22 protein-coding genes and 1 tRNA gene are annotated in these 25,058 nt (G+C 64.2%); 7 read left to right on the forward strand and 16 right to left on the reverse strand.

Annotation, left to right across the window (positions count from 1 at the left end):
- Positions 1 to 110: 110 nt before the first annotated feature.
- The 14 genes from M2427_RS37310 to pncA form a co-directional block, all read right to left on the reverse strand.
- On the reverse strand, positions 111 to 1,742 hold the full coding sequence (locus tag M2427_RS37310) for an alpha/beta fold hydrolase (RefSeq protein WP_280711794.1): 1,632 nt from the start codon (positions 1,740 to 1,742) through the stop codon (positions 111 to 113).
- Positions 1,743 to 2,332: 590 nt separating this feature from the next.
- Complete coding sequence (locus M2427_RS37315) at positions 2,333 to 3,073, reverse strand: DUF2786 domain-containing protein (protein WP_280711795.1); 741 nt, start codon at positions 3,071 to 3,073, stop codon at positions 2,333 to 2,335.
- A gap of 45 nt (positions 3,074 to 3,118) precedes the next feature.
- Positions 3,119 to 3,208, reverse strand: a tRNA-Ser gene (locus M2427_RS37320).
- A gap of 330 nt (positions 3,209 to 3,538) precedes the next feature.
- Positions 3,539 to 3,865: a hypothetical protein gene (locus M2427_RS37325; protein ID WP_280711842.1), complete on the reverse strand. Its 327-nt coding sequence runs from the start codon at positions 3,863 to 3,865 to the stop codon at positions 3,539 to 3,541.
- 229 nt (positions 3,866 to 4,094) lie between these two features.
- A complete protein-coding gene (ilvD, locus tag M2427_RS37330; RefSeq protein WP_280711796.1) occupies positions 4,095 to 5,945 on the reverse strand; it encodes a dihydroxy-acid dehydratase in 1,851 nt (616 codons plus the stop codon).
- 257 nt (positions 5,946 to 6,202) lie between these two features.
- On the reverse strand, positions 6,203 to 7,063 hold the full coding sequence (locus M2427_RS37335; RefSeq protein ID WP_280711798.1) for an ABC transporter permease: 861 nt from the start codon (positions 7,061 to 7,063) through the stop codon (positions 6,203 to 6,205).
- Positions 7,060 to 7,989, reverse strand: coding sequence for an ABC transporter permease (locus M2427_RS37340; protein ID WP_280711799.1), 930 nt, complete (start codon positions 7,987 to 7,989; stop codon positions 7,060 to 7,062). Before M2427_RS37340 ends, M2427_RS37335 begins: the two co-directional genes overlap by 4 nt.
- A complete protein-coding gene (locus tag M2427_RS37345; protein ID WP_280711800.1) occupies positions 7,989 to 8,981 on the reverse strand; it encodes an ABC transporter ATP-binding protein in 993 nt (330 codons plus the stop codon). Before M2427_RS37345 ends, M2427_RS37340 begins: the two co-directional genes overlap by 1 nt.
- Entirely contained in the window at positions 8,978 to 9,961 is a 984-nt protein-coding gene (locus M2427_RS37350; RefSeq protein ID WP_280711801.1) for an ABC transporter ATP-binding protein, read from the reverse strand. The genes M2427_RS37345 and M2427_RS37350 overlap by 4 nt, the downstream gene beginning before the upstream one ends.
- Positions 9,962 to 9,964: 3 nt before the next feature.
- On the reverse strand, positions 9,965 to 11,602 hold the full coding sequence (locus M2427_RS37355; RefSeq protein WP_280711802.1) for an ABC transporter substrate-binding protein: 1,638 nt from the start codon (positions 11,600 to 11,602) through the stop codon (positions 9,965 to 9,967).
- Between the two features lie 28 nt (positions 11,603 to 11,630).
- The gene (locus M2427_RS37360; protein WP_280711803.1) at positions 11,631 to 12,446 is read right to left on the reverse strand and encodes a sugar phosphate isomerase/epimerase family protein; all 816 of its coding nucleotides are present in this window, start codon (positions 12,444 to 12,446) and stop codon (positions 11,631 to 11,633) included.
- Positions 12,447 to 12,923: 477 nt separating this feature from the next.
- Positions 12,924 to 14,957: an NAD(+) synthase gene (locus tag M2427_RS37365; protein WP_280711805.1), complete on the reverse strand. Its 2,034-nt coding sequence runs from the start codon at positions 14,955 to 14,957 to the stop codon at positions 12,924 to 12,926.
- Positions 14,958 to 15,084: 127 nt separating this feature from the next.
- On the reverse strand, positions 15,085 to 16,203 hold the full coding sequence (locus M2427_RS37370) for an alpha/beta fold hydrolase (protein ID WP_280711806.1): 1,119 nt from the start codon (positions 16,201 to 16,203) through the stop codon (positions 15,085 to 15,087).
- 13 nt (positions 16,204 to 16,216) lie between these two features.
- On the reverse strand, positions 16,217 to 16,843 hold the full coding sequence (gene pncA / locus M2427_RS37375) for a bifunctional nicotinamidase/pyrazinamidase (protein ID WP_280711807.1): 627 nt from the start codon (positions 16,841 to 16,843) through the stop codon (positions 16,217 to 16,219).
- Between the two features lie 229 nt (positions 16,844 to 17,072).
- Between pncA and glk the strand changes: the two genes are divergently transcribed.
- From glk to M2427_RS37390, 3 genes are all read left to right on the forward strand, one after another.
- Entirely contained in the window at positions 17,073 to 18,041 is a 969-nt protein-coding gene (gene glk, locus M2427_RS37380) for a glucokinase (protein ID WP_280711843.1), read from the forward strand.
- A 145-nt stretch (positions 18,042 to 18,186) separates the two neighbouring features.
- On the forward strand, positions 18,187 to 18,390 hold the full coding sequence (locus M2427_RS37385; RefSeq protein ID WP_280711808.1) for a hypothetical protein: 204 nt from the start codon (positions 18,187 to 18,189) through the stop codon (positions 18,388 to 18,390).
- 147 nt (positions 18,391 to 18,537) lie between these two features.
- Positions 18,538 to 18,693 (forward strand): hypothetical protein, encoded by a 156-nt coding sequence (locus M2427_RS37390; protein WP_280711810.1) that lies wholly within the window; start codon positions 18,538 to 18,540, stop codon positions 18,691 to 18,693.
- Between the two features lie 82 nt (positions 18,694 to 18,775).
- Here the strand turns inward: M2427_RS37390 and M2427_RS37395 are convergent, their stop codons facing one another.
- A complete protein-coding gene (locus tag M2427_RS37395) occupies positions 18,776 to 19,153 on the reverse strand; it encodes a response regulator (protein WP_280711811.1) in 378 nt (125 codons plus the stop codon).
- Between the two features lie 110 nt (positions 19,154 to 19,263).
- Complete coding sequence (locus M2427_RS37400; RefSeq protein ID WP_280711812.1) at positions 19,264 to 20,094, reverse strand: Spy/CpxP family protein refolding chaperone; 831 nt, start codon at positions 20,092 to 20,094, stop codon at positions 19,264 to 19,266.
- 481 nt (positions 20,095 to 20,575) lie between these two features.
- Here M2427_RS37400 and M2427_RS37405 point away from each other — a divergent pair, with 481 nt between their 5' ends.
- From M2427_RS37405 to ugpC, 4 genes are all read left to right on the forward strand, one after another.
- Complete coding sequence (locus M2427_RS37405; protein ID WP_280711813.1) at positions 20,576 to 21,916, forward strand: extracellular solute-binding protein; 1,341 nt, start codon at positions 20,576 to 20,578, stop codon at positions 21,914 to 21,916.
- Positions 21,917 to 22,076: 160 nt separating this feature from the next.
- Entirely contained in the window at positions 22,077 to 23,018 is a 942-nt protein-coding gene (locus M2427_RS37410; protein ID WP_280711814.1) for a sugar ABC transporter permease, read from the forward strand.
- Complete coding sequence (locus tag M2427_RS37415) at positions 23,018 to 23,923, forward strand: carbohydrate ABC transporter permease (RefSeq protein ID WP_280711815.1); 906 nt, start codon at positions 23,018 to 23,020, stop codon at positions 23,921 to 23,923. The genes M2427_RS37410 and M2427_RS37415 overlap by 1 nt, the downstream gene beginning before the upstream one ends.
- A gap of 6 nt (positions 23,924 to 23,929) precedes the next feature.
- Complete coding sequence (gene ugpC, locus M2427_RS37420) at positions 23,930 to 25,030, forward strand: sn-glycerol-3-phosphate ABC transporter ATP-binding protein UgpC (protein WP_280711816.1); 1,101 nt, start codon at positions 23,930 to 23,932, stop codon at positions 25,028 to 25,030.
- The last annotated feature ends 28 nt before the right edge of the window (positions 25,031 to 25,058 follow it).

The raw sequence follows: 25,058 nt of genomic DNA on the forward strand, positions 1-25,058 counted from the left end.
ATCGCCAGCCATTGTCCGCCATACTCAATGCCCTGGGGACGCGTGATTCAGCGCATGTCCGGACATTACGCGCCAGGAATTCCTGCCGTTGGGCGGCGGAGCCGAATATGTCATCGCGGGTACAGCCAGTATTGGACGTGCGCCTGGTCTGGCATCAATCTCAGCGTCGGCGTTCGCTCGTTTGGCTTGAGGTGGGTGACTGACCGGATCAAACGTCCAAGATCGTCCAAAACCGCGCGACTGCCCGAGAACGTGCCATGATCCAGACCAAACATATCGTCGCCGACCGCGGTGACATCGATCACGTCGACTCCAGGAAATATGTTTGGGCCACCTGGTCCCACGTAGCCGAGCCGGGTGCCAAACGATAGTCGTCCGGAAGCCAGCAGCGCCTTGTCGCTCGCAGAAGCGTACAGCGTCATATACTTGGCAATCGAGCGGAACTGATCGGCCTTGCTCGCGAAGACGTCGCGGTCGACGTCAGGCGCTGCCATCACGAGCTCATTGATGGTGAGATTGGCCTTGGCGAGCGCGGACTGCACCAGCGCGTCGACCAGCACCTGGTTTCCCATGCTGTGGGCGACAACGTAGACGTCCTTCTTGCCGATCTCGCCGGACAGCAGGGTGAGGATCTGGGCGAGGTGCGGCACGGCGAATTGAGCACTCTCGCGATCCTGTTCGTATTTGGCGAGCTCGCCGGCCGACGGCCAGGAGAACAGCAGGACGGAGCCTGGGAAATTGGCATCGTATGCGATTTGAGCCGCCTTGAAGATCGCATCGGCGAATGGAACATTGTAACCGTGAATGAAGAGGAGCACGCTTTCAGCTCCCCCCTTGAGCTCGGTTACGAACGCCGCGCGATCAAGCGGGGTGATCGACTTGATGCGAAAGTGATCGGCGTCGGTTTCCTTCTCTCGGCCCAACTTCAAGATGCTGAAGTGCGGACGTTCGACGTTGCCGATGGTGTGGTTTTTCGGAATGCTCACGATCGACACGCCGTAGCTGATGTTCTTCGAACGCTCGGTTGTGAAGGCGGTTTCTGGAGCAGTCCCTTGCGCCGCCGCTTGCCGATCCGTTGCGTAGTACACCGGCTGCAGCGCCTTCACGTCACCTCCCGGCGCGATCGGCGGGGCTGTTGGCACCACGCCACTTAAAGGCGGCAGGTCGGACTCCGCGGGCCTTGTTGCCGTGGTGGCGCCCGCCCCCACCCCGGAAGGCAAGCCGTTATCGCTGAACAGGCCATTGCTGCCGAACACCAGTTTGAGCATTCGCTCGAGATCCTTGGGGTCGGAGCCTGCGGACTTGGATGGGGAATCGCCCGGCGCGGGAAGCGCGGCTATGCGAACCCCGGAAACCCATGCCTCGGTGGGAACATAGCCATCAGGCACGCTGTAGAGTGCGCAGAAGCGCCCCATGGGTCCGGCGGGACTGCTCAATGTAAAGGCCTGGCACCGACCATCTGCCGTGCAGCGCTTGACACAGTCCCCCACTGCGTCCTCCGCCGGGGAGTTGAACGCTCCCAGGAACGTCCCCGCAGACACCCGCGCGCCGCATCGCAGCATGAAGGTGCCAGCCATTCCACCAGTCTCCGCAACCGCTGCAGCCGAAGCAGGCTTCTTGCAAAACTCCGCCGTGACGACTTGCGACGCGGCCGGTTGCGCCGAACCGCGATCCGCGATCGTCGCAGCGACGGTCAATATCCCGAAGACCAATCCCAGACGCAGCGCAATGCCCGTGCTCATTGTGCTAACTCCATTCACGGCTGCTGGACGTGACGTGCAATCAAGGTATGCGCTACCCAAGGTTTGCTGCAAGGCGAAAGTTATGCAGATACCCGTTCAGATTGTTGTTGCGAATTGCTGGAACGCGGACAGTCTTTCGGCGGCTCGATCTTTGAGCCAATCGGCGCGCCGGCAGACGTCAGCAACGCACCAGGGTCAGGCGCCCCACCCTTGGATCAACCCCCGCATGATCCGCGCAAACATTCTCGCGCAACCGAGCGCTTGCTCGCGAGGCACTTGCCCAGGCCGCAGCCTTCGTGACGGAAGGTCATCGAAATAGAAATATCGACTTCGGCGCCCATCGACGAAGCGCACCTCGAAGCTACCAGTGCCGGGCACGGCTTCATGCTTGATCACACGCACACTCATGCCGGCATCGAAACTCGGCACAGCCGAGAGTCAAATTATCGATTCGTGGTGTTGCAGAGCGCGCGCGAGCTACTGCCGATCGTGGGTGTGGAAAACGATAGTGTCTCGCGGGCGGCATGGACGGCAGAGGGCGGCTGATGAACTGGAATGACGTCACCGCGTTCTCAGCTGCGGCCGGGGGTTCAGCCCCCTTTGGGAGTGGTCCCCGATTTGCCGCCAAGGCCGGGATTGATGGCGAGCGACGCTCCGGCGGCGCCACCTGCCTCATAGGCCGTCATCGACACCATCCGGCCGCTGCTGCGCCGGTTTCTGAGATTGAGGTCGAGCTTGTCGAATTCCGCATCGACCACCGAGGTCTTGAGGACGACCAGACCGCGGCCGGTGCCTTCGTTGACCTGATCGCGACCGGCCTTGATCGCCACCAGCCTGTTCGCGATGGACACCACCATCCCGAGCGCGAAGGAGGCATTGGCCAGATGCCGCTGCTGGTGCCGGAACCTCGCATAATCGACCGAGGTCTTGAAGCGGCCGAGTTCGGCGCGCACGGCGCCGTCGATCAACTCCGCCAGGTAATGCGCGACCTCGACATCCGCGCCGAGGCCGAAGAACACATAGCTGTTCTCGCCGGCCGCGTTCTTCTCGCGCCAGACCCGACAATCGCAGAAATGAGCGATCGCGCCGATACAGTCGTCCAGGGGAATTCGCTTCTTGCGATGGGTCTCAAAGACCCTCCGTTCGCACGGCGAGGCGCGCAGCTCGACGTCGGAGAGCGACAAATCGTGGCGATCCAGCAACTCGGCGACCTTGGCGGCGGCAGACAGCGCCTCGTCCTCGGTGCAGCCATTGGCGATCGTCTTGGCCCGCAACGCCTGAATGCGGAGCTTCAGCTTGTCGAGCGAGCCCGGATTAAACGTCTGATTCACCAATGACCTGCCCGGCAAGCCCGACCGACCCCGATCGGATCGATTTGGCGGAAGGGGTGGGATTCGAACCCACGGTACCCTTGCAGGCACGCCGGTTTTCAAGACCGGTGCCTTAAACCACTCGGCCACCCTTCCAGACCTGGCTGTCGCTTAACGTAGTCGGTGGCGCAAGGCAACGCGAAGTTAGGGCTGTTCGCAGCGACCTCGCCGGCAAGGGCGCCCTGTCAGGCGCGTGTCAGGCTGGTTCTCTAGGCTTGGAACCACTTCGGGTCGATTCCATTCGCCGTCGACCCTCAGCCATCCCTGACATTGGCGACACCGCCCAGGGCGTCGCTGGTCGCGAGGCCCGGTTTGGATTCGCCTCCGTTTCCGGGCCTCGTTTGGCTTTGCCGCAAAGAAAACGCGGCGCCCTTTCGAGCGCCGCGCGACGTCCTGATGTTGCGTTGGTCTTATGCCTGCGCCGGCTCAGTAGCCGCAATGGCTGCAAGCCGGCTGCACCGGCGCGTAATAGGAATAGCCCGGCGAGACCATCTCGACGCGCTGGCGCGTGGCGTATTGCGGCGGGATCTGTTCGTACTGGACGCTGGGCGGCGCCACCATCACGGTCTGCGGAACCATCACGGTGCGATACTGCGCGGGCGTACGGTGCGCGACGGTCGCGCCTGGCGACACCATCACGGTCTCATCGACGGTGCGGTATTGCGGCGCGACGTATTGCTGCTGATAGCAGGTCTGGCACGGCTGCGGCGGCGCGTAGCAATTGTAGCAGCCGGCGGAGGCCGCACCCGTCATGGCGATAGCAGCGACGACTGTTCCGAAAACAACAGCAAGAGTACGAGACATATTGGTGGTGCCCCAGTTGCCCAAAATGGATTTGCGAAGGTCGCATCAGTATACGCCGCAAAATCCAGGGCTGCCGAAGTTCGTTGAGGCATCCTTAATGCGAACGGCCTGATATCGCCGGCCGTTCAGAACTTGTTGACCATGCGCGAGCGCGAGGCTCGCAATCATGCCGACTGTCTTACGTCGTACGCCGCTTCACTTCGCGCACCGCGCCGCGCGCAGCGCTGGTGGTGAGCGCGGCGTAGGCCTGCAGCGCGGTCGAGACGTTGCGCTTGCGCGCGGCCGGCTGCCAGGCGGCATCGCCCTTCGCCTCTTCCGCCGCACGGCGCTTCGCAAGCTCCTCGTCGGAGACCTCGAGATTGATGCTGCGGTTCGGGATGTCGATGGCGATGCGGTCGCCGGTGCGCACCAGACCGATGTTGCCGCCCTCGGCCGCCTCGGGCGAGAGATGGCCGATCGACAGGCCGGACGAACCGCCGGAGAAGCGGCCGTCGGTGACGAGCGCGCAGGCCTTGCCGAGGCCCATCGATTTAAGATAGCTGGTCGGATACAGCATCTCCTGCATGCCGGGGCCGCCGCGCGGGCCTTCGTAGATGATGACCACGATCTCGCCGGCAACGACCTTGCCGCCCAAAATGCCTTCGACAGCTGCGTCCTGGCTCTCGAACACGCGCGCGGGGCCGGAGAATTTCAGGATCGAGCTATCGACGCCCGCGGTCTTCACGATGCAGCCGTCCTGCGCGAGGTTGCCGTAGAGCACGGCAAGACCGCCGTCCTTGCTGAAGGCGTGCTCGATGTTGCGGACGACGCCCTTCTCGCGATCGGCATCGAGCTCGTCGTAGCGGCGGTCCTGGCTGAACGCGACCTGGGTCGGGATGCCGCCGGGCGAGGCGCGATAGAAGGTGCGGACAGCCTCGCTCTTCGAGCGCTTGATGTCCCAGCGCTCCAGCGCCTCGTTCATGGTCGGCGCGTGCACGGTCGTAACAGAGGTGTCGATCAGGCCGGCACGGTCGAGCTCGCCCAAAATGCCCATGATGCCGCCGGCGCGATGCACGTCCTCGACATGGACGTCGGCGACCGAAGGTGCGACCTTGCACAGCACGGGGACGCGACGCGATAGCCGGTCGATGTCCTGCATCGTGAACTTGACCTCGCCCTCATGAGCGGCCGCCAAGAGATGCAGCACGGTGTTGGTCGAGCCGCCCATGGCGATGTCGAGCGTCATCGCGTTCTCGAACGCCTTGAAGTTCGCGATATTGCGCGGGAGGACGGATGCGTCGTCCTGCTCGTAATAGCGGCGGACGAGATCGACGATGGTGTGGCCGGCCTCGACGAACAGGCGCTTGCGGTCGGCATGGGTGGCAACGACAGTGCCATTGCCGGGCAACGCCAGGCCGAGCGCCTCGGTCAGGCAGTTCATCGAGTTGGCGGTGAACATGCCCGAGCAGGAGCCGCAGGTCGGGCACGCCGAGCGCTCGATCACCTTGACGTCCTCGTCGCTGACCTTGGAGTCGGCCGCAGCCACCATGGCGTCGATGAGGTCGACGGCCTTGGTCTTGCCCTGCAGCTTGACCTTGCCGGCTTCCATCGGGCCGCCCGAGACGAACACGGCGGGAATGTTGAGCCGCAGCGCGGCCATCAGCATGCCGGGCGTGATCTTGTCGCAATTGGAGATGCAGACGAGGCCGTCGGCGCAGTGCGCGTTGGCCATGTACTCGACGCTGTCGGCAATCAGCTCGCGCGACGGCAGGCTGTAGAGCATGCCGTCATGGCCCATGGCGATGCCGTCGTCGACGGCGATGGTGTTGAATTCCTTGGCGACGCCGCCGGCCTGCTCGATCTCACGGGCGACCAGCTGGCCGAGGTCCTTGAGGTGGACGTGGCCGGGCACGAACTGGGTGAAGGAGTTGACGACGGCGATGATCGGCTTGCCGAAATCCGCATCCTTCATGCCCGTCGCGCGCCAGAGGCCGCGGGCGCCCGCCATGTTGCGGCCGTGGGTGGTGGTGCGGGAGCGATAGGCTGGCATGGCGGTTTCCGTCCTCGGGTTTGGATCGGCCGGGCGGGAAAATCTGGAGCCGCCTCAGGCCTTTCCGGCCGGATAGCGCACGGGATGGGCGCGCGCAACGGGAACTTGGGCCGGACAGGGCTCCCCTGCTCCGGGCGCGGGGTCTCTCACGTGCCCCGGACGCGCGAAGCGCGAGCCGGGGCCCATGTGGCGGCGAGCGCTGTGGCCAGCTGGGTCCCGGCTCGCGCTTCGCGCGTCCGGGACACGAGATATGAGCCCTACTGCAATGTCGGATCGAGCCGGTCGCGCAGCCAGTCGCCGATCACGGAGACAGCCAGCGTCGTGACCACGATCGTGGTCGCCGGCGCCAGCATGATCCAGGGCGCCCGGGTCAAATATTCGCGGCCATAGCCGACCATGTTGCCGAGGCTGGTCATCGGCGGCTGCACGCCGAGGCCGAGGAAGGACAGGCCCGACTCCATCAGGATCACCTCGGGGAACACCAGCGTGGTCGAAACGATCAGGGTCGAGGCGATGTTGGGCAGGATATGGCGCAAATAGATCCGCGCCGGCGTGGCCCCTAACTGGCGGACGGCAGCGGCGTAGCCTTGCGCGTTGGCGGAGATGGCGAGGCCGCGGGCGATGCGGGCGTAGCGCTCCCAGCCGAACAGGCCCATCAGGCCGATCAGGAGCGGCAGCGAACTGCCGAAGAAGGCGAGCACGGCGAGCGCCATGATCAGGAACGGCATGCTGGCCTGGAAGTCGGTCAGCATCAGCACCAGTTGCTCGACGGCCCCGCGAAAATGCGCGGCGAGGAAGCCGAGCGTGGTGCCGACCACGGCCGAAATCGCGGTCGCGCCGAAGGCGATCAGCAGCGAGATGCGAATGGAAACGAGAAGGCGCGACAGCACGTCGCGGCCGAGCTCGTCGGTGCCGAGCCAATGCGCGACATTGCCGGGTGCGGACAGCCGGTTGCGCAGGTCGAGCTGGGTGTAGCCATAGGGCGCGAACTTCTCGGCGAAGGCTGCGATGACGAGCATGGCGATGATCCAGGTGACCGCAAGTGCGACCGAGACCGGGATCGCCGGGAAGCTAAAGCGCTTGCGAACGATGCTGTCCTTCAGCGTCGCGTCGGTCATGCGTGCGCTCCCTTGGCGCGGAGGCGCGGATCGAGGAAGCCGTAAAGGAAGTCGACGACCAGGTTCGACGTGACCATCGTCAGCGCGACGAGGAGCAAAATGCACTGCACGACGGCGAGGTCGCGATTGGCAACCGCAACGACAAGAAGCCGCCCTACTCCCGGCCAGGCAAACACGCTCTCGACCACGACGGCGCCCGCGATCAGCGTGCCGACCATGAAGCCGAGGATGGTGACGGTCGGGATTGCCGCGTTCGGCAGCGCGTGCGACGTCACCACCTTGCGCCACGGCACGCCCTTGGCCGAGGCCGTGCGGATATAGGGCTGGCCCAGCACCTCCAGCATGGCGCTGCGGGTGAAGCGCGCCAGCACGGCGGCGCCGCCGAGGCTGAGCGTTGCGATCGGCAGAATGGCGTGGCGCCAGCTGTCCTGCCCGCCCGATGGGAGCCAGCCGAGCTGCACGGCGAAAACCAGCACCAGCAGCAGCGCCAGCACGAAGCTCGGCACGGTGAAGCCGGCGACCGCCGTCATCATCACGGCGCGATCGATCGCCGAGCCCCGATGTAGCGCGGCGTAGATGCCAGCGGGAATGCCGAGCGCGACCTTGAAGAAGAAGGCCGGCAAGGTCAGCGCCAACGTCGCCGGAATGCGCTCCAGCACGAGCTGGATCGCAGGGCGTCCGTCGCGCATGGAGCGGCCGAGCTCGCCCTTGGCGATGGCGCCGAAGTAATCGAGGTATTGAAACCAGATGGGATCATCGAGCCCCCAGGCCTTGCGGAAGGCGGCGAGGACTTCCGGTGGCGCTTCGGGTCCCAGGATCATCAGCGCGGGATCGCCGGAGAGACGCACCACGACGAACGCAAAGGTGACGACGAGCACGATCGTCAGCGCCGCGCGCCCGATGCGAATGGCGAAATAGCGACCCATCACGCCGCGTCCTGTGTCTGGACTTGCGGCCCCGTCACGAGATGGCAGGCGACCTGTCTGTCACCGCCGACAGCGGAAAGAACAGGCACCTCACTCGCGCACCGCGCGACGGCGCGCGGACAGCGCGGATGGAAGGCGCAGCCTTGAGGACGCGCGGCCGGGTTCGGCGGATCGCCTGACAACACGATGCGGCCCGCGCTGCGGCGGCCCGGCGCGGGGGACGCCGAGACCAGCGCCTGCGTGTAGGGATGTTCGGGGCGCGCAAACAGATCGTCGGCGTTTCCGATCTCGACGATGCGGCCGAGATACATCACCGCGACGATATTGCTGATCTGCCTGACGACACGCAGATCGTGGCTGATGAACAGCAGCGTCAGCGAGAGTTGCGCCTGGAGATCGCAGAGCAGGTTCACCACCTGCGCCTGGATCGAGACATCGAGCGCGCTGACCGGCTCGTCGCAGACGAGGAAATCCGGCTTCGTCGCCAGCGCCCGCGCCAGCACGATGCGCTGACGCTGTCCGCCGGAGAGCGCGCCGGGATAGCGCGCCCCATGCGCTGGCGTCAGCTCGACCGCGCGCAGCAATTCGCGGACGCGATCCTCGCGCTCGGCGGCCTTACCGACGCCGTGAATGTCGAGCGGCTCGCGGATCTGGGCCGCGACCGGCAGGCGTCGGTCCAGCGCACCAAGCGGATCCTGGAAGATCATCTGCATCCGCGACCGCTGCGCGCGCCACGCCTGGGTCCCGAGCATGGCCATCGGCTTTCCGTCAAACCGCACCTCGCCGCGATCAGGCGGCTCGAGGCCGAGAACGATGCGGCCTGTGGTCGACTTGCCCGAACCGGACTCGCCGACGAGGCCGAGCGTCTCGCCCCTGGGAATGGTCAGCGACACTCCGTCGACGGCATGTACCGCCGTAGCACGGCCGAACATCCCGGAGCGCATGGAGTAGCTGCGCGAGATCGAGGACACCTCGACGAGCGGCGCGCTCATTCGGCGGCGATCCCGAGCAGTGCGCGGCGCGAGGCTTCGGCACGAATGCAGGCGACCGCGCGGTCATCGGCGATCGGTGCCAGGGTTGGGACCGCGGCGCCGCAAGGTTCGGCTGCAAGCGCACAGCGCGGCGCGAAGGCGCAGCCGCCGGGCATGTGCGCGGGATCTGGCACTGTGCCGGGAATGGCGGTGAGGCGACGGCGCGGCCCGTCGAGCGGCGGCAAGGCGCCGATCAGGCCCTGCGCATAGGGATGCACGGGATCGGCAAAGAGCTGGTTGGCGGGGGCCTGCTCGACGATGCGGCCGGCATACATCACGGCGACGCGGTCGCAGTTTTCAGCGACAACTCCGAGATCATGGCTGATCAGGACCATCGCCATGCTCATCTCGCTGCGGATGACGGAGAGCAACTCGAGGATCTGCGCCTGGATGGTCGCGTCGAGCGCGGTGGTCGGCTCGTCCGCGATCAGCACGTCAGGATTTCCGGCGAGCGCCATCGCGATCATGATGCGCTGGACCTGGCCGCCGGAGAATTCGTGCGGATAGGCGGACAGTCGCCGCGCCGCATCGGGAATGCCGACGAGATTGAGCAGCCGCAACGCCTCGGCCTTGATCGCCTCGCCCGAGAGATCGCGATGCAAGGCCAGCGCCTCGCAGAGCTGCTTGCGGATGGTCAGTACCGGATTGAGCGCGCTTGCCGGATCCTGAAAGATCATCGCGACGCGCCCGCCCCTCACCTGGTCGAGCTCGGAGGCTGGCGCACCCAGGAGCTCACGTCCGTCGAGACGAACGGAGCCCGAGACCTTTGCATGCCGCGGCAGGAGCCCGAGCGCCGCAAGCCAGGTCACTGACTTGCCGGAGCCGGATTCGCCGACGAGGCCGAGCGCCTCGCCCTTGCCAAGCGCGAGATCGACCCCGCGCAGGACCGGCACGCCGTTGAACGCGACGCTCAGGCCCTGGATGCTGACCAGCGGCGCCACGCCTTACGCCTCGTAATTGCCGGCGCGGAAATCCATCGCGAACGCCGGGGCCGCCTTCCACTTGATCGACTTCGGCTTGGCTGTGAAGGTCGCGTTCTGGTGCAGTACCGTGTAGGCGGGATCCTCGCGCTCGGCGATCTCCAGCATGCGTCGGAACGCCTTCTTGCGCGCGGGTCGGTCGGTCGAGGTCTCCAGGAACTCCGAGAGCTTGTTCAGCTCCGCATTGGTCCACTCGCCGATCTGCTGCTGCTGGCCGTTCGGACCATGCTGGGCAACAATCGACGAGACCGGATCGTTGAACGCGGCCGAGTTCGACCAGTCGCGCACGGCGCGGGTCGGCGCACGTTCCATGATCTGCGACCAGTTTTCCTTGGTCTCGATCTGGACGTTGAGGCCGACCGACTTCCACATCTCGACCAGCACCTGCGCGGTCGCGACCTGGTTGGTGTAGTAATTGTTGAGCAGGCGATACGGAATGGGATCGCCCTTGTAGTTGGCCTGCTTCAACAGATCCTGCGCGAGCTTGGGATCGTAGGCCGGCACATCCCAGTCGGCGTTGAACATGTCGCCGTAGAACTCCCACTGCAGGCCCTTCGGCACGCGGGTGCGGCCGGCCCACAGGCTGTCGACGATGGCCTGGCGGTCGATCGCGTGGGTAAAGGCGCGGCGCACCAGCGGATTGGCGAGCACGGCGTGGTTCTTGTCGAACACGGTCAGGCGGTGATTGAGGATGGTGCCGCCCTGCACCTCGAACGCGGAATTCTTCTCGATGCCGGCGATCTGGTCCGGCGGGATGTCGCAGGCGAACTGGTATTCGCCGGACAAGAGCCCGTTGATGCGGCTCGCGACTTCAGGGACTTCGAGGAAACGGATGCGCTTGAGCGGCGGCCGGCCGCCCCAATATTCGTCGTGGGCTTCCAGCGTCAGCGACACGTCGGGCTTGAGCTCGACGACCTTGTAGGGTCCGGTCGTGACGGGCTTGCGCGCCCAGTCGAGATAGCTTGCGGATTCATCCCAGGCGCGGCGGTTGGCGATGTCGGAGCCATAGCGCGACAACCGGCCCTCGATGGTGACGTCGGGCGTCGCGTTGTAGAAGCGCACCGTGTACTTGTCGACGGCGTCGACCCGCACCAGGTCCGGCCAGATACGGCGCGCGACCGCGGGCACGTCAGGCGGCAGCTCCTTGCCCGGCTTCGGCATCGGGATCTTCTCGAAGGCCTGGATGGTGGTGCGGCTCTTGGCCTCGGTCTCGCCGAACATGCGCTCGCGGCTGAAGGTGAAGACGACGTCTTCGGCAGTCAGTTCGTCGCCATTGTGGAATTTCACGCCCTGGCGCAGCTTCACCTCGACGGTTTGATCGTCGATGCGGCGCCATTCGGTGGCGAGACCCGGCACCGCTTCGAGATTGCCGCGCCAGTTCTTGGAGATCAGGCCTTCCCAGATCGAAGAGAAGAATACGCGCTCGCCGACATTGGACTGCTCGCGCAGTACGTCGAGCACGTTGGCGTTGGTCACCTTCTGCACGGCGATCGTCACCGACGGGCGGTTGTCGCCCTGCGCGATGGCAAAGCGCGGCAACAACAGCGTGCCGGCAGCAGCGCCGCCGGATTTCAGAATGGTGCGACGGGTGAACTTGCTCATGATGATGACCCCTGCCCTGTGATGGCGGTTATTCGGCGAGACCGAGCGCAGCGAGATGGGCGGCACCCTTGCGAACGTCGTCGTGATTGCGAAGCTCGAGGATCAGGCGCGGATTGGATGTCAGCCGGCTGAGCGCACGGAACACGGCGACCCAGGGGATGTTGCCTTCGCCGGGCGCCCAGTGGCGGTCGGCAAAGCCGTCGGTGTCCTGGAGATGCACATGCGTCAGCATGTCGCCGGCGGTCTCGACGTAATAGTCGACCGGCGGCGCGCCGGTGGAGATGTGGGCGTAGTTGGCGTGGCCGGTGTCGAGCGAAACGCGGACCTTGTTGCTTTCGAGCGCCTTGGCGAGACGGACGCGATCGCGCGGATCCTTGTCCTCGATGTTCTCGATGACCAGTTCGCAGCCGATGGCTTCGGCACGCGCGATCACCTCGGCCAGCGTTGCCTTGACGCGCTCGACGATGTTGGCGCGGTTGTCGGGATACAGATCGAGATTGTTGTGGTCCCAGGTCGTGAACGGCGAATGCATCACCATCTGCGTCGCGCCGAGGAATTCAGCGGCTTCAAGGCCCTGAAGCAGGCGCTTGGTCACCGCCTGGCGGATCATCGGATCATGGCTGTCGATCTTGAAGCCCCAGAACGGGCCATGGATGCCGAGGCGGCCGGTATGGCCCGAAAGCATCTGCTTGATTTCGGTGGCGGGCGTGCGCCAGTCGCCATCGAGCAGATCGGCGCGGAAGAAATCCTGAACCTCGAGGTCGCGTTGTCGTTCGAGAAGCCAGTCGCGGTGGGCGGGGATCGATTTGATGGACAGTGCGGCGCCCAACACCGGCTTCGACATGGCTTGCTCCTTTGACGTCGACGATGACGGGAGCAGCGCTAGACCAGTTCAATGACAGGCCGGTGAAATGCAGGTTCCGCAAGCCGCACGAGATGTGGACATCCCGTCGCGCGCTTGCATTGATTTCGTGCAGCGGCAAATACGGCGTGTGCAGACGCATGCATCTCCGCGCGAGATCAAGTGTTTTTCAGTCCGTAGTGATCCGGAATGGAATCCTAATTCGATCTCGCGTACATCGCACGACATCGATCGGCGGCCTTCCAAGGGCATCACCTTCTGATCGCGCACCACGGGGTTGGGGGACCATCTGGGGCGGGGGATCTAAAGGCTGGGGCAAGGTTACGAGGTCCGGACTCCTAGGCACTCCGGACCTCGTGCTTTTGAGATTGAACGTGATTTCGCGCCGCCGGCCTGATCAGCCGTGCGGTGCGAAGTCGTTTTGGGCTGCCATTCTCGATCAGTATTTGCCCGATCAGATCACTTCGGCACGTTCCGTTCGAGATCCTCGAGCCAGGCCGCAGCGCTCGAATCCGACGGCGCGCGCCAGTCGCCGCGTGGTGACAATGAGCCGCCAGCCGAGACCTTCGGTCCGTTCGGCATCGCCGAGCGCTTGAACTGGCTGAAGGCGAAGAAGCGGCGCAGGAACACGTCCAGCCAGCGGCGGATCTCGGGAAGATCGTAGGCGCGCCGCTTGTCGGCCGGAAACGCCGGCGGCCATTCGCCACCAGCGACATCCTTCCATGCCTGGTACGCCATGAACGCGATCTTGGACGGCCGCATGCCGAAGCGCAGCGTGTAGAACAGGTTGAAATCCTGCAGCTCGTACGGGCCGATGGAGGCTTCGGTGCTCTGCGGCTTCTCCCCCGGCTTGACCGGAACCAGCTCCGGCGAGATTTCGGCCGACAGGATCGAGGCCAGCGTTCCGTTCACATCGCCGCTGAACTGCTTTGACGCGATCACCCAGCGGATCAGGTGCTGGATCAGCGTCTTCGGCACGCCGGCGTTGACATTATAATGCGCCATCTGGTCGCCGACGCCGTAGGTGCACCAGCCGAGCGCAAGCTCGGAGAGGTCGCCGGTGCCGATGACGATGCCGCCATGGTGGTTGGCGAGCCGGAACAGATAGTCGGTGCGCAGGCCCGCCTGCACATTCTCGAAGGTGACGTCGTAGACCTTCTCGCCCTTGCCGAAGGGATGGCCGATATCCTTCAGCATTTGCGTCGCCGTGGTGCGGATATCGAGCTCCTGCGAGGTCGTCTTGAGCGCCTTCATCAGCGCCAGCGCATTGGTCTTGCTCTCGCTGCCGGTGGCAAAGCCCGGCATGGTGTAGGCGAGGATGTTCTCGCGCGGCAGGCCGAGCAGGTCGACGGCCTTGGCCGCCACGATCAGCGCATGGGTGGAATCGAGACCACCGGACACGCCGATGACAACGCGCTTGGTACCGGTGGCGCGCATGCGCTGCACGAGGCCGGCGACCTGGATGTTGTAGGCCTCGTAGCAATCCTGCTCGAGCAGGCTCTCATCGCTCGGTACGAACGGAAAGCGCTCGACCTTGCGGAGGAAGCCGATATCGGCCGCCGGCGGCTTCAGGGCGAAGCTGATCTTGCGATAGAAGCCCTCGCGCTGGCGGGCATTGTCGTCGAACGTGCCCATCAAGGCGCGTTCCTGCCTGAGCAGGTCGAGATCGACGTCGGCGAGCGTGATCTGCCCATTCTGGCGGAAACGCTCGCCCTCGGCGAGCAGCACGCCGTTCTCGTAGATCGAGGTCTGGCCGTCCCAGGCGAGGTCCGTGGTGGATTCCCCTGCCCCAGCCGCCGAATAAACATAGGCCGCAAGGCAGCGCGCCGAGGTCGACTGGCACAGCAGCGCGCGCGAACGCGCCCGGCCGATCGTGATCGGGCTGCCCGAGAGGTTGACCAGCACGCTGGCGCCCGCGAGCGCCAGCTCGGAGGCCGGCGTCACCGGGATCCACATGTCCTCGCAGATCTCGACGCCGATGGTGAGGCCGAGAACGTCCTCGGCCGAGAACAGCAGGTCGGTCCCGAACGGCGCATGCAGCCCGCCGAACGCAATCATCTCGCCGGCGATGCCGGCGCCGGAGGCGAAATGACGGCCCTCGTAGAATTCGCGATAGGTCGGCAAATAGCTCTTGGGCACGACGCCCAGGACATTCCCGTGATGGATGACGACGGCGCAATTGTAGATGCGATGGCCGAACCGCAGCGGCGCGCCCACGATCAACACGGTCATCAGGCCCGAGGAAGCCTCGACGATCGAGGCAAGCCCACGCTCGACCGCGTCGAGCAGTGGATCCTGCTTGACGAGGTCCTCGATCGCATAGCCTGAAAGGCACAGCTCGGGAAATAAGGCGACCGCGGCCGACTGCGCGTCGCAAGCCTTTGCCGCCGCCACGATGGCCTTCGCATTGGCCGCGGGATCGGCCACATGGGAGGTGGTGACGCAGGCCGCAACGCGCGCAAATCCGTGGGCGTAGATCGAGTGAAAGCTCATCGAGCGCAGTACCTTTGATCCTGTCGCGGCCGCAGCAGTTGGTTCCGGATCATATGTAACCCATCGACCGGGCCCCGTGCAGGCCATCCGCCATCATGCATAACGGGTTTGCAAGCCACGCCTGATGTCAGGCGCGGCGCGCCAGCGCGCTGGAGAGGTCGCTGAGCAACCATTCGGCGATCCGGGGCCAGGCATGGGCGTGGGTCCGCGCGCCCATGAACAGACCGAGATGGTCGCTGGGCTCGGAGCGAGCTGCAACAAAGGCCGGCGGCGTACCGACGAGCCTGGCCGTGGCGAACGCCTGCGTGGCCGGCACGACATCGTCGTCGAGCCCTGCCAGCAAAAAGACCGGCCCCTTGACGTCCCTCAGGTCGATCACACGGCCGAGCGCCGTGAAACGGCCTGATGCGATGCGGTTCTCGCGAAAGATCCAGTTGACGATCTGAAGATAGTAGGCGCCCGGCAGATTGAGAGTCTCCGTGTTCCAGCGCTCGAAGCGCGCGAGCAGGGCCGCGCCCTCCTCGTCCTGCAGGTCTCTCTGCAACGCCGTCGCGATGTCGTCGGGGCCCGGCGCCTTCGACCAGACATTCAGCATCTCCTCCCCGCTGACATTGCCGCCGCCACGCGCGACGAGCTGGTCATAGACGATCTTCGGCGCGTTGCGGGCGAGCTGTGCCAGCCTGGATTCGATCGAGAGATCGACCGGCGCGCCGACCAGCACGAGCCGCCGCACCTTGGCCGGAAAGCGCGCCGCATACAGCAGCGACAGCCAGCCGCCCTGGCACAGGCCGACCAGATCAACGGGCGAGCCGATCTCGTCGATGGCGACGTTGAGATCGGACAGATAGCTGTCGATCGAGAGATAGCGCATGTCGGGCGAGGCCGAGCGCCAGTCGGTGAGATAGACCCGGTCGATCCCGCCCTGCAGCAGCGACTGGACCACGCTGTGGCCGGGGGCGAAATCGGCGATCAGGGCCCGATGCAGTGCATAGGGCGCGCAGACCAGGGCCGGCTGGCCGGATCGCGTCCGCGCGCAGTCGCGCAGCCGCATGGTGGCGAGCTCCAGCGCCACGGTGCCTGATGTGGTCCAGCCGAGCTCGCTCTCACCCGCCTCAACAGGGTCTCGCTCGAGCCACCAGAAGCAGGCGTCCATGGCGAACCGTGCCGCTGCTAACGGCCACAGCACGGGATCGTCGGGACCACGTCCCGATCCGCCCGGCTGCCGGCCGCTCTTCTCGGATGCCATCACCGCGTGATCCTCACAGGAACGCCTCCAGGCTGATGGTGGGAATGCCGAGCTCCCGGAAGCTGCGATGGGTCGCCGCGACCGAGCCGTCGAGGTCGATGCCGCGGCAGGCATCCTCGATCACGGCAACCTCGAAGCCTGCCTTGCGCGCATCCTCCGCAGAGAAGCGGACGCAAAAATCGAGCGCGAGGCCGGCGACGAAGACGGTCTTCAGCTCGCGCTCGCGCAGATAGCCGAGCAGGCCGGTTGGCGTCTTGTGGTCGTTCTCGAACAGCGCCGAATAGGAATCGATCCCCCGGCGGAAGCCTTTGCGCACCACCAGGCTTGCACTAACGACGTCGAGCTCCCCGTGGAATTCGGCGCCGGCCGTACCCTGCATGCAATGGGCCGGCCAAAGCACCTGGGTGCCGTAGTCGAGCTCGATGGACTGGAACGGCTGTTTGCCCGGATGGTTCGGCGCGAACGAGACGTGGTCAGCGGGATGCCAGTCCTGGGTCAGCACCACATTGGCGAATTTTTGGGCGATCCTGTTGACGGCGGGAACGACCTTCTCGCCGCCGGGAACGGCGAGCGCCCCACCCGTACAGAAATCGTTCTGCACGTCGATCACCAGCAGCACATCGCGGTCGGATATCTTCATCGAGACCCCATGTCGTCCGCCCGGCGCAATTGGCGCCGCCGCAGCCCTAGTGTCGATCTTCCCGTGCGGCTTCGCAACCACCGTCCTTGAATGCAACGCTTTCGGTTCGTCCGTGTTGACTAGCCGCCCCCAAGGACGGATTCTGCGTCGCTCGCGCCATGCGGCTCGGGGCGAAGAAGTGGAGGAGGACACGTTGTCGCGGCCGCACGGCCACGGCAGCGAGATGATCATGAGTATCGGCAAGACCGGAAACATTCTTCTCGCCGATATCGGCGGTACCAATGCACGCTTCGCGCTGAGCAATGGCGAGCAGATCGGACCAATCGACTATGTGAAGGTCGCCGATCATCCAACGGTCCGCGAGGCCATCAGCGACGTGCTGCGTCGGGCCGGCGGCGAAAAGCCGGTCAGGGCCGTCCTGGCCGTCGCGGGCCCCGTCACCAACAACCGCTGCGTCATGACCAACAGTCCGTGGGTGATCGACGGCAACGAGCTGCAGCCCGCGCTCGGCTTCGACAGCGTCCACGTGCTCAATGATTTCGAGGTGGTGGCCTGGTCCCTGCCCGCCCTGCAGCCGGCCGACCTGATCCCGCTCGGCGGGCAGGACGGCATGCCCGGGGAGCCGCTGCTGGTGGTCGGGCCCGGGACCGGTTTTGGCGTCTCATGCCTGGTCGAGCGCCACGGCTCGCGGCTGGCCGTCGTCACCGAGGCCGGTCACGCCACCCTCCCGGCCGAGAACGAGCGTGAAGAGCGCGTGATCGCCTCCATGCGCCGGCGCTTCGGCCATGTCTCGATCGAGCGCGGCGCCCTGTCCGGCTCCGGCCTGCAATCCCTCTACGAGGCGATGGCCGAGGTCGACGAAGCCCAGGTGCCGCAGCGCGATGCCGCCGGGATCACCAAGGCGGCGCTGGACGGTTCTTGCGAGCACAGCCGCGCCACGCTGGAGTTGTTTTGCGCCATCCTCGGCTCGGTCGCCGGCAATCTCGCGGTGACGTTCGGCGCCAGAGGAGGCGTCTACATCGCCGGTGGAATCGCGCCGCGTTTTCCGGAGTTTCTTTCGGCTTCAGCGTTCCGGGCGCGGTTCGAGGCCAAGGGACGGTTCCAGGACTATCTTCGCAACATCCCGACGCGCCTCGTCATGAAGCCCGATGCGAGCTTCGTCGGGCTGAAGATGTTCGCCGACCACAATCTGGATTGAACGGCGGCTACCACCCACGCTATCCGTCTCCGGCAATTCACAGCTGATTGCGGCCAATGCGCGGTTCCACGCGGATCGTGCTTGCCGGCTTGTGTCCGATGGGAAACAATTCGTCCCGTGTGTGGCGTAGGTACGGGGGCGTGACATGCGTAAGCAGGATGTGGGCTTCGATTATCATCGCTATCACCGGCTGCTGACCGAGGCAGACGATGAAGCGAAACGGATGGCGCTGATCGAGCTGTTGATCGAGGAAAAAGCCAGGGATCGGCTGGCCGCCCAGCGCGCCTCGGACCGCGCCGCCATGACGGCCAATACCATCGCCAATGTGCTGAAGTCGGGCCGCAACTAACGATTGCAGGAGCCGCGAGTACAAGGCAACGAGTCCGAGATCGATTGCGATTCCGTTAAGGATCCCTGGCAATCCTGTGTCAAACTTTTTGCTCTAAGAGTTCCCTCACCTGATGCAATTCAGGATTATCACAAGGGGGGAATGAATATGAGCATGATTTCGCTCGCCGAAATACCGGCTGCCGTCCAGACCCGGTCGATCGATACTTCTTTCAAGGCTGTTGTTATTTTCTGCTGCCTGGGACTGCTCGCCTCGTTCAGCCTGATGGCGCACGGCGTCGACCTCAGCACCGGCCTGATGTGACGCACTGACGGATCCTCCGTCGCGACATGGCCGCCCCGTCGGGCGGCCATTTTCATTGACGGTGTCTCGATCGTCAGCAGTGTCAGAGCGGTGCTTTGGCGGCAGTATCCGGAAACATCGTGTCGATCATCGCCTTGAGCTGGTCGAGCGCAATCGGCTTGCGCAGGATCGGCCTGCGCCGGAGCAAGGACGGCAGCAGCTCCGGTCCATAGCCGGTCGCGAACAGGAACGGCTTGCCACGCCGCTCGATCAACTCTGCGACAGGGTCGACGTAAACGCCCATCAGATTGATGTCGAGGATCGCGAAATCGTACTGCGCGGTCATCGCGAAGGCGCTGGCATCGCGCACGTTATCCGCTTCAGCGACGACATGGTGGCCGAGTTCCTCCACCATGTCGGCGATCATCATCCGGATCAACGCCTCGTCTTCGACCAGGAAAACGGAGAGTGCGTCCGCCATATCAACCCCGCAAACCACATGCGGAGATAAGCATATCCGATTTGCAAGAAGGATTCACGAATTCGTGGCCTTCAAATTCCACGAATGCATGCAACCCGATTCAAGCTCGATCAATCCAGCCCACGCTCGTGGCTGAGGCGAACCATCTCCTGGATGAACACCTGCTTCTGCTTGTCATCGAGGCTCGAGAACAGCGGCTCGGCGGCATCGGCGACGTTGCGCTGGTCGGCGGCGCGGTCGATCAGGAATTGCGCCTCGTTGCGCATCTGCTCGATGATGTCGTCAGGCGGATCGCGCTTGGCCCGCTCAATGCGCAGGTTGAGCCGCTCGGCGCCATTGTGCCCGAGATAGTGCATGGCGCTGGAGAAGCCGAACCAGTGTTTCTCCTGATCAGGCGTGAGGTTCAGCTCGGTCTTGATGCGCTCGATATAGGAATCGCTGTTGGAGACAATCTGATCGGCGGTCAATTGCGGCGCGCCGGGCTGGGTCAGGACCGTGACATCCTTTTCATTGGTGTCGGCCGCGGGAGCGTTCTTGGCTTCCTTGCTGGCTTTGGCACCCTTGTCACCCTTGGCGCCTTTGGCCGTCTTGGCATCCTTGTCCTTGCCGGCGCCCTTGGCGTCCTTTGCATCCTTGTTCGCATCCTTTGATGCGTCCTTGCTTGCATCTTTGGCCGCCGGCGGCTGGCTGTTGTTGTTCCCGACGCCAAGAACACCAGAGAAGACGCCGACCACGCCGCCGATGGCGCCGCCGAGGACACCACCGACGGGACCCGCCGCCTTGTTGCCGGCGGCGGCTCCTTCCTGGACGCCCTTGACCAAACCTTGTGCATTCGCAACCGCGGCCGCGCCAACCAGCAGTGTCAGCACGGACCCGAGCGCGAGCCATCGATGCAGGCCAATTCTTGGGCCAAGCCGCGCTAGCGACGCCGGGGTGATCATTTGGGTCTCCATCTCGATCTGCTTGCCTTCTTACGGAAACGGCAGGCCTGCTGCCGGTTGCAACACTACCGTTTTCGCCGAGCCCAGGTCTAGGCGCGCACCAGCGCTGTCCCCGCCTGAAAGGTCCTCCGATGCGAAGCGGCAACGCAAGCTCGTTCGGAACTGCGGCGCAATTGCGCACGTGCTCTCTCTGGCCGCCAGGGCCCAAAGTGTGCGTCGCAATAAGAGCAGCCGCAGCCCAGGGCCAACCAACGCTGTCGTTGCTCCATACACAACGTTAGTTCTAGAGAGCGAGGCATTCGGCTTTCTCGACAGACGCAATCAATCATGATCTGATCGCGCTACCAATTTGTCCCGCACGCCAATTGCCGGTCGGGACAACGACGGCAACAAGAAACGACCAACAACAAAATCAAAAACAAACTTGGAAGAGTCAGAGGAAACGACAGAACAATAAAACGAACCAAGGCGAGGAAACGAGATGTCACGCAAGACACTGACGCGACGTCAATTTGTCGCTGCCACTGCAATGTCCTCCACGGCGCTGATCGCGGCGCCCTATGTTCGAGGCGCTTACGCTGCCGGCAAACTCTCGATCGGCTTCTGGGACCATTGGGTGCCCGGCGCCAACGACGCCTCCACCGCGCTCGTCAAGGAATGGGCCGACAAGGAGAAGGTCGAGGTCTCCATCGACTACATCACCAGCAACAACAAGAAGATCGAGCTGACCGCGGCGGCTGAAGCACAGGCCAAGTCGGGTCACGACATTCTTCAGATGCCGAGCTGGTGGCCGCATGCCTATTCCGAGAATCTCGAGCCGCTCAACGACGTCATGGAGCCGCTCATCAAGCAGAACGGCGAGGTCAACGGCACCGTCAAATATCTGGGACAGTTGGACGGCAAATGGCTTGCAGCACCAGCAACGCCGGGAAGCCAGATCAAGGGCCCCTGCTCCCGCATCGATCTCATGAAAAAGCACGCGGGCATCGACGTGCAGGAGATGTACCCGGCCGGCGGCCCGCCGAAAGACGACAATTGGACGTTGGAGACGTTCCTGAAAGCGGCGGAAGCCTGTCAGAAGGCCGGCTTCCCCTTCGGCATCGGCCTCGGCGAGACCACCGACAGCGTCGACACGGCGGGAGCAATCTTCCAGTCGTTCGGCGCCGAGCTCGTCAATGCCAAGGGCGACGTCACCGTCAAGACCGACGCGGTGCGGCAGGCGCTCGAGTTCTACAAGAAGCTGATCGCCGTGTTGCCGGCCGATGCGCCGTCCTGGGATGACGCCTCCAACAACAAATGGCTGATCTCGGGCCGCGGCGCGATGATCATGAACCCACCGAGCGCCTGGGCCGTCGCCAAGCGCGATGCGCCGCAGGTCGCCGAGCAATGCTGGACTCATGGCTTCCCGGCCGGGCCGAAGGGCCGCTTTGCGCCGTTCCTGCCTTATTTCTGGGGCGTCTGGAGCTTCGGGAAGAACAAGGAGGCGGCCAAGAGCCTGCTCGTCCATCTGTCCTCGCCCGCGGCGATTGAGAAGTTCGTCGTGGCGAGCGGCGGATACGATCTCCCCGCCTACGCGAACATGACGAAGTTCAAGACCTGGGCCGAGGAAGGGCCGCCGAAGGGCACGCTGTTCCACTATCCGGATCCCTACCACCGCCAGACCCTGTCGATCGCCGCATCGCCGGCGCCGCCGAAGATCGCCCAGCAGATCTACTTCCAGGCGACACTGACCAAGATGGCGCTGCGCTTTGCGCAGGGCGAGAAGATGGACACCGCGCTCGCCTGGGCCGAAGGCGAGTGCGAGGGCTTCATGCGGACCTGAGCCGGGTGTGTGCCATGGCGGTTCGCGCCTTCGGGCGTGAGCCGCCAAGGCGCGCTCTCACTCTCTCTTCATGTCACGAAGCCGACCGGTCGCCGGCTTCGCCGCAAAACCATCCGCCGAAACGCTTGCTCCTGAAAGTCTGATCCAGAGAGTTCCAACTATGGCTGATGTCGTCGTTGAGCAAGGCCGCCTCGCCCGTGCTGCCAATTCGCGCAGAAAAGGTACGAGCCTGCGCAATGTCCTGGGGCGGAAATCGACCGTGGCGTTCTTCCTGACGCTGCCGCTGATCCTCTTGATCGGGCTCCTCGTGCTCTATCCCGCGTTCTTCTCGCTTTATCTGGCGACGCTGAACAAGGCGATGACGAAATTCGTCGGCTTGGGCAATTTCACCTTCCTGTTCAAGCGCGAGACGTTCTGGATGGTGGTGAAGCAGTCCTGCATCTTTGCGATCACCGCCGTGATCTTCAAGGCGCTGATCGGCTTCATCGTCGCACATTTCGTCCACAATATTCCGGGCAAGAAGCAGCGCAAATGGCGCGGCATGCTGCTGGTTCCCTGGGTGATTCCGCCGGCCATGAGCACGCTGGCGTGGCTGTGGCTGTTCGATCCCTCCTACAGCGCCTTCAACTACACGCTCTCCTTCTTCGGCGTCGGCCCGATCCCCTGGCTCGGCGATACCTTCTGGGCCCGCTTCTCCGTCATCCTCGTCAACGTCTGGTATGGCGCGCCGTTCTTCCTGATCATGTACCTCGCTGCGCTCAAGTCGGTCCCCGACCAGCTCTATGAGGCGGCCGCCATCGACGGCGCCAATTGGTGGCAGAAGATGTGGTACGTCACGTTGCCGATGATGCGCAACATCATCGCCATCACCACGCTGTTCTCGCTGATCGTCACCTTCGCCAATTTCGACATCGTGCGCATCCTGACCTCGGGCGGGCCGCTTGATACGACGCATCTGTTTGCCACCTGGGCGTTCCAGGTCGGCATCCAGAGCAGCGATATCCCGCTGGGCGCCTGCGTCTCGCTCTTCATGGTGCCGATCCTCGCCGTCGCAGCGATCTTCATCCTGCGCGACGTCTCCAAACGCGGGAATGAAGCCTGATGAGCACGCTGGCAATCGACAAGGCCGGACCAACCCGCAAACTGGGCAGCATGAGCCGGGACCGCGCCTGGGCGCTGCGCTGGTCCTATTTCTTCCTGGTGCTGTTTGCGATCTTCTTCCTGACGCCGCCCCTTTACATGGTGATCACCTCGCTCAAGAGCAGCGCGGAGATTTCGGCCGCCACCAATCCATGGTGGGTGTTTCACCCAACCCTGTCGAACTATGTCGAGCTGCTGACCTCGAACCAGTTTTTGCGGTTCTTCTGGAATTCGTCGATCATCTCGATCGTGGTCGTGATGGTGACGATGCTGATCAGCATCCCCGCGGCGTTCGCACTGGCGCGAATGAAGTTCTGGGGCTCGGCGACGCTCGCGACCGGCGTGTTCCTGACCTATTTGATCCCGGACAGCCTGCTGTTCATTCCGCTATTCAAGATGCTGGCGGTGATCCAGGAGTTCACCGGCGTCACCCTGCTGAACCGCTGGTATGTGCTGGTGTTCATCTATCCCACGCTGACCGTGCCGTTCTGCACCTGGATCATGATCGGCTATTTCGCTTCGATCCCGAAGGAGCTCGACGAGGCCGCGATCATCGACGGCGCCTCCTGGCTGCAGACCTTGCTGCGGATCTTCATTCCGGTGGCGCTGCCAGGTCTGATCGCGGCGACGATCTTCGCCTTCACGGTGTCCTGGGCCCAATTCCTTTATCCCCTGGTGTTCACGACGTCGGTGGATCAGCTGGTGCTGCCGGTCGGCATCACGACGACGCTGATCAAGGGCGACGTCTTCAACTGGGGGCAGATCATGACCGGCGCGCTGCTCGGCGCGGCGCCGCCGCTGATCATCTACGCCTTCCTGATGGATTACTACATTGCCGGCCTGACCGCCGGTGCGACAAAGGGTTGAATGCTCATGGCTGACGTTGCATTGCGGAAAGTAGTCAAGCGTTACGACGATGTCGAAGCGGTGCGCGGCATCGACCTGGATATCGCCGACCATGAGTTCATCGTCCTCGTCGGCCCGTCCGGCTGCGGCAAATCGACGACGCTGCGCATGATCGCAGGCCTGGAGGACATCAGCGACGGCGACATCATGATCGGCGGCGATGTTGTCAACGACGTGCCGCCGAAAGACCGCGACATCGCCATGGTGTTCCAGAACTACGCGCTCTACCCGCACATGACGGTTGCGGAGAACATGTCGTTCGGGCTGCGGCTGAAGCACTACCCGAAGGCCGAGATCAAGGCGCGGGTGACGGAAGCCGCGCGCCTGCTCGACATCACCGATCTGATCGACCGCAAGCCGAAGCAGCTCTCCGGCGGGCAGCGCCAGCGCGTCGCGATGGGGCGCGCCATCGTGCGCAACCCGAAGGTCTTCCTGTTCGACGAGCCCTTGTCCAATCTCGACGCCAAGCTGCGCGTGCAGATGCGGATCGAGATCAAGAAGGTGCACCAGAAGGTGCGCACGACGACCGTCTACGTGACCCACGACCAGGTCGAGGCGATGACCTTGGCCGATCGCGTCGTGGTGATGAACAAGGGGCGGATCGAACAGATCGGCACGCCGAACGAGCTCTATCACAAGCCGGCAACGCGCTTTGTCGCAGGCTTCATCGGCTCACCCGCGATGAACTTCATCCCGTGCCGGCTGGAGGATGCCGCCGGCACGCTCCAGATCCGCCTCACCGACCGCATCGCCTTTGCGCTGCCGCCGGCCCGCGCTGCGCGCTACAATTCGCTACCGCGCACCGACCGGCTGCTGCTTGGTATCCGGCCCGAGCATCTGACCGAGTCGCACGCGCATCTCGGACCGGGCGTTGAGAGCTTCGACACCGTGCTCGATGTCACCGAGCCGATGGGGATGGAGACCCTGGTCTATTTCGGACTTGAGGGCACGCCCGTCTGCGGCCGCGTCGATCCCAATGCCGGCGCTACGGACGGGGCTCCCATGCGTTTGGCGATGGACCTCAACAATATGCACCTGCTAAACGAGGCGACTGGCGTCGTGCTGTGACGCCGGCGCGAGAAACGCGAGCAGGCAG

The sequence above is a fragment of the Bradyrhizobium sp. BR13661 genome, from assembly GCF_029892425.1.
GTDB lineage: Bacteria > Pseudomonadota > Alphaproteobacteria > Rhizobiales > Xanthobacteraceae > Bradyrhizobium.